Source organism: Shewanella sp. SR43-4 (assembly GCF_014163845.1).
GTDB classification, from domain to species: Bacteria; Pseudomonadota; Gammaproteobacteria; order Enterobacterales; family Shewanellaceae; genus Shewanella; species Shewanella vesiculosa.
This window is the reverse complement of sequence record NZ_JACJEB010000087.1, coordinates 1-202: the sequence shown is the minus strand read 5'-3', so window position 1 is coordinate 202 and position 202 is coordinate 1. Positions and strand designations below refer to the sequence as shown.

At 56.9% G+C, this 202-nt stretch carries 1 protein-coding gene; it reads left to right on the top strand.

Features of this window, described 5'->3' with window-relative positions:
• Positions 1-202, top strand: a 202-nt coding sequence (locus H5123_RS20895; protein WP_182699106.1) for a cadherin repeat domain-containing protein, incomplete at both ends; no start/stop codon positions are given.

The following is a 202-nucleotide window of genomic DNA, read 5'->3' as shown; positions in this document are numbered from 1 at the left end:
GTGGGCGAAACCAGCTACAACTTTACGTATTTTGAAAACAGCAGCGACAGCACTGTGATTGGCACTGTGTCTGCGACCGATCCGGAAGGCACGCCAGTGACCTACAGTATCGTCAGCGGCAATGACGACGCTTGGTTTGAGATTGATCCCGTGACCGGTGTCATCAGCTTGACCCCAGCGGGCGTGGCCGCCGTCGCCAATG